Annotated in this window: 3 protein-coding genes; 2 read left to right on the forward strand and 1 reads right to left on the reverse strand. The window is 66.8% G+C overall.

Going from position 1 to position 5,092, the window contains the following annotated elements; genetic code table 11:
- The first annotated feature begins 1,125 nt into the window (after positions 1–1,125).
- Together ACGFX9_RS38310 and ACGFX9_RS38315 are read left to right on the forward strand one after the other, a co-directional pair.
- Positions 1,126–1,671, forward strand: coding sequence for a GNAT family N-acetyltransferase (locus ACGFX9_RS38310; RefSeq protein WP_393484518.1), 546 nt, complete (start codon positions 1,126–1,128; stop codon positions 1,669–1,671).
- A gap of 287 nt (positions 1,672–1,958) precedes the next feature.
- Complete coding sequence (locus ACGFX9_RS38315; protein ID WP_393484521.1) at positions 1,959–3,677, forward strand: hypothetical protein; 1,719 nt, start codon at positions 1,959–1,961, stop codon at positions 3,675–3,677.
- 114 nt (positions 3,678–3,791) lie between these two features.
- Here the strand turns inward: ACGFX9_RS38315 and ACGFX9_RS38320 are convergent, their stop codons facing one another.
- Positions 3,792–4,832 (reverse strand): NAD(P)/FAD-dependent oxidoreductase, encoded by a 1,041-nt coding sequence (locus ACGFX9_RS38320; RefSeq protein ID WP_393484523.1) that lies wholly within the window; start codon positions 4,830–4,832, stop codon positions 3,792–3,794.
- Between the last annotated feature and the right edge of the window lie 260 nt (positions 4,833–5,092).

Here is a 5,092-nt window from a genome sequence, read left to right on the forward strand (position 1 = left end):
GCGGTCAAGCTGCTCATGCTGACGCTGAACTGGCTGATCGTTGAACAGCTCACCCTGCCGGACGTCTTCACGGAGACAGAGCGTGAACAACTGGTCACGGCCGCAGTGGAGCGCATCGTGGCGGCGGGGCAACTGCCCGGCCCAGGATGACTCCAGTCCGCTGCGGTGGAAGTGAGCTGGGCCGGACCGGCCTCGGTAGTCACCCGCTCTTGATTCCGTCTGCTGATCCGAACGAAACGGCCTAGTCGCTGTTGAAGGTCTGGATGATCTGTTGCACGAGGGCCAGGTAGAGGATGGCGGACTCCTCCCATGCCTGGTTGGCGGTGGCGTGGAGCTTGTGCAGAGCCTCGCGCATGGCGAGTCCCTCCTGGGCAACGTTCTGGGGCCTGCGACGGCGGCCGTGCGGGCTGTCCGGTCGACGGCCTTGCGTGCTTCGTTCACCGCTTGCCAGGCGGCCCGTGCCTCGTCAGTCGGCGCGGGGCGGATCGTGTGGCCGATGACGGTGTTGAGCGTGTCGTGCACGGTGTCGCCGGCGCTGAGCAGGGCTGCGTACGCTTCTTGGCGGCGTTCCCTACGCCACTGGTCGAACCCCTTCTCGACCGGCACACGGACTTGGCGGATCATTGACCGCTCGGTGGCCCATGGCGCAAGGCCCGCTCCGCCCGCGCCTGATGCTCCCGCGATAGCTGCGGCCCATCCTGCGTCCATGGTCAACCTTCTCGTAGGTCCGCGAAGCGCAGTGCTACAGCAGCCGTGCAGGGCGTTCTCCTTGAATCCGTCGTCGGCTTCGCGGTAGCGGTGCATGACCTCGGAGTCGGGCGCCCATCCGCAAGAGTTCCTGTCAGTGCGGCAGATGACAGCTTCTCCTGTCGTCGTGGACCCATTCGGAGGCTGAACCTCGACAGCCCTCTCCCTGGCCGCGGTGGTGAGTCGGGGCTTCTCTCATTTCAGGCGCTCAGCACCGAAGTCCAGGGCTCAGCCACGGCCCGTCGGTGGCTTGGGCGCGCGGTGCCCGATGGTCCCCTCGTGGCAAACGAGGGGACCGCCTTCGCAGTCGAGGTCAGCCGCCGGCACTCGCAAGGTCGCCCCATCCCGATGTCAGACCCCGCTGACATGCTGCTTTTCATGACGCACGCAAGCAAGCCCGATCTCGTCCAGATCATCGACGCGCGCGAGGTCACTCCCGAACTCCGACGCCAGATGATCGACTGCTGGATCGCGGTCACCAACTCGGGCGGCGCCGCCGGATTCCCCTTCCCTCCCGTCCAAGACGACGACGTCGCGCCCGTCACGGACAAGCTTCTCGGCCGCCTCCACCCGCAGCAAAGCCGACTCGTCACCGCCAGACTCGATGATGGTCTTGCCGGATGGGTCGTCCTCAACCGTGATCCCTATCGGCTCATCGGGCATTGGGGCACGGTCCACCACCTTCAGACCCACCCCGAATTCCGCGGCCGTGGTGTCGGGTCCGCTCTCATGCGTGAGCTGCAGAAGATCGCCCGCGACGAACTGGGACTCGAACAGCTCCATCTCGCGGCCCGGGGAAAAGAAGGGCTGGAGGACTTCTACAGCCGACTCGGATGGCGTGAGGCCGGTCGCTGGCCCGGAGCCCTCCGCCTCGCGCCCGACGACACTCGGGATGAGGTCCTGATGCTCCTCGATCCCCTCTGATCGCGGGGGTATTCCGGGAGTTCCAATACCCGACTCCACCATTAGGGGGTAACGAGACCCGCAAGCGTGAGGCCGTGGAGCGGTCACCGCGATGCAGTTCGACCGGAACGGCAACCGCGTCTGGCGCAAGGCACAGGCCCTGCTTGACTCAGAGCACGCCCGCCGGGCCATCGGCGAGGTGGGTCCAGGTTCCCTACGGGCTCTGCACCGAACCCACCAACGTGCAGGCTGGCGGGCACGATTGCCCTGTCAGATTCCGCCGCGTCGGCTGTGATCACTTCCGCACCATGGGCGCCTTCTTGGAGATCACGGACCCCGGTGGCAGCCACGCCCCGCAGCTGCTGGACGAAGACAATATGCGGCGATTCGCCAGCGATCGCAGGAGCCGGATACGTGAAAGCCTTCCCGCCCTGGCCCTTTGCGACAACACGGGCCAGCCGAGCACGGTCACTGCGCAGTCCGGCCGGTTGGTCTTCAACCACGCGCGGGCGATCCTGCGCGCCGCCCTGGACAGCGGGCAGGCGGAGGAACTCCGGCTGCCACGGAGGTTCGTCGTCGCGCTGCCTGCCGGCGGCGCCGCTCAGCACAGGGCCCGACGGCCGTTCCCCGACCCCGTCGCCCGGGCACTGGCCGACCAGGGAGACCTGCAGGCGCTGGCGGACCGCTACGACCCGAAGGACCGCGGGATTTGCGATGCCTGGGAGACCTTGGTGTCCACCGGCCGCCGGGCCAATGAAGTGCTCCAGCTGCGGCTGGAGTGCCTCGCGGTCCACAGCCGTGTCCCCTTCCTCTGGCACGACCAGACGAAGGTCGGCAACCTCGATGAGGCGATCCGCATCCCCGAGGCGCTGCGCCTGCAGAATCGCCAACAGGCCACCCTGGAGCGGTTCGAGGACCGCCACAGCCGACCGGCGACCACGAAGGAGCGCGCTGTGCTGGCACTGCTCCCCTCTCCCAACCACAACTCCAAAGGCACGGAGCCGATTTCGTACGCCTTCTTTCAGAAGTGCTTCAGCAGCTGGCTCCAGACCTCGACATCGGCGCGTGGGTCCCTCACCAGGCTCGTCATACTCTGGCCACCAATCTCCTCAAACACGGCGCCGTCCTGCACCACATCAAGCAGTACCTCGGCCAGGTCTCCGGTGATGGCCGAGCACTACGCGAAGGCCGTCTCCTCCGAGATCGACGATGTCCTGGAGCTCGTCTGGGGCGGCGGACCGGACTCCGCCCACCCCGGCGAGCTCCTCGTCTGGCCCACGCAGGGCATGTCCAAGAAGGAGGCCGAAGCCATGGCCCTGGACCTGGCCCGCCGCAGGACCCCGGCCGAAGGCGGTTTTTGCACCTTCCAGCCCGTGGTCCGCAGGGACGCCCGCCCCCACAACCTGGACTGCCACAACTGCGACAAGTTCGTCATGTCCGGCGCCTATCTCCTCTACTGGCGCCGCAAGGCCGAGCAGTGGCGGCCCCTGGCTGAACGCGCCCCGCCGATGCCACTGCCGACTCATCTGCACCAGGTCTTCGAGCCCACCGCTCGCACCATCGACGGTCTGGGAGCAGGCCCTGGCTGCCCTCGGCCTGCTCGAAGACGCGCTCGCGCTGGATCTACGACGTCCTCAGGACTACTTCGACCGCCTGTGGAGCCTCGCCTTCCGCACCAGCGACCTGGCCGTCACAAACGGCGACCTTCACGACGACACCCCCACCATGGCCAAGGGCACCCCATGACCGCCCCTGCGATTCCCGCCGCCCGCACGGCACACGCGTTCCGGTCACGGCGCAAGAAGGCCGAAGAGGGTCTAACCCGGATCAAGGCTGTCCTTGATCAGACGATCAAGGCCCGCACGCCGATCTCCATGGCCGGCGTAGCCCGGGCTGCCGAGGTGTCGCGCACGTTCCTCTACGAGCACGCAGACGCCCGCGCCCTGGTCACCGAAGCGATGAGCCAGGCAGCAGGGCGACGCGTCCAGGACCGCCGGACCGAACAAGCAGAAGTCGAGGCGTCCTGACGCGAGCGGGCCCTGAACACGGAGGCCGCTCTCAAGACTGCGCATACCGAGATCCTCGCCCAGCACGAGCAGAGCGCCTCCGAATGTCTTGGCCAATGTCGTCGAGAGATGAGGTCAGTGGGCTCGCGGTCGGCAACGCCGTAACTCGGGAGCTGGCCTGCCGGTCACGAGTTCGTCTGCGATCAGTCGACCGACGGTGGGCGCCAGGGTGATGGCGGAGTGCATGACTGCGACGTAGACGGATTGATCGTGTGTCACGTAACCAACGAGGGGGCCGTGCGAAGGCATTGGGCGTCTGCCAACGCGGTAGCCCAGCAAACGGCACTGGTCGCTTTCACGGAAGGTCGTCTGCAAGTGCTGGAGCGTGTCTTGAGCGGCCTGCTCAAGCGCTGCTGCTGTGCCTTCAACACAGGGCACGACCAGCACGAGTTCACCGTCCCGTACCTCTCGGACCTCGAAATCAGGGTTGGCCACGATGGTCTTGACCAAACCAGACGGTGCTGTGACCCGCGCGAGGGTAGCCGGGGAGGCGGCAATGGCCAGGTCGGCCGACAGCTGCTCGCAGAGCTTGGGGACGTTGGTTCCTGCAGCGAGTACGACAGTTGCGGCGGCGTGGAACCCGGTCGAAGTCAGCACTCCCTGGAGGCGGCCATTGGTCACCTGCAAGGCGATGACCGCAGTGTCGTGGAGCACGGTTGCTCCGTGGGCGCCGGCGGCCGCTACGAGTGCGTGGGCCAAAGCCGTTGGGTCGACGCCCGCGTCAGCCGGGGTGTGGATGGCCTGGTCGGGTGGGTGACGGAGATTGGGCTCCAGGGCTGCGATGTCACTTCGTCCGATGCGGAACTGGCCCGGCCCCGGTCGTGAGTCCTGAGCTGGTGTGCCGGACCAGGTCAGCGAGCCGGTCCGGCGGACGGTGACATGGGGCAGTTCGGCCTCCAGACGCTGGTAGTCCGCCAGGGCATACTCGTGAAGGTCTTGTGCTCCGCCGGGCCAGTGGCCTCCCGCGCTGCGGATCCAGGCGAAGGAGCCTGCGGTGACCCCGGTGGCCGGTGCAGGTCCTTGCTCGAGCAGGGTGACCGAGACGCCCCGACGCGCCAAGTGGTAGGCCACTGAGGAGCCGACGATTCCCGCCCCGACAACAACAACGGCTGGCATGAGGCCCTTTCGGTAGGGGACCGATCGGTCAGCTGTGGTTGCAGCCGTAGAGACACAGTCGGGGTCGCTGCTGGAATGACGCAACGGATAAGCACACTCCACGTTCCCACCGCGCGCCGTCAACTGACGTCAGAACAAGGGCAGGCGCGAAGCCCGTGAAGCCGTTCAGCTTGTCGTTTAACGTCTCGGTCCGAAATGCGATTCGAACTGAAGCGCTCACCTGGGCATTCGTAGGACGTGCGGGCGGCCTCGGGCTGATC

The organism is Streptomyces sp. NPDC048436, from assembly GCF_043200355.1.
In the GTDB taxonomy this organism is placed as follows: Bacteria; Actinomycetota; Actinomycetes; order Streptomycetales; family Streptomycetaceae; genus Streptomyces.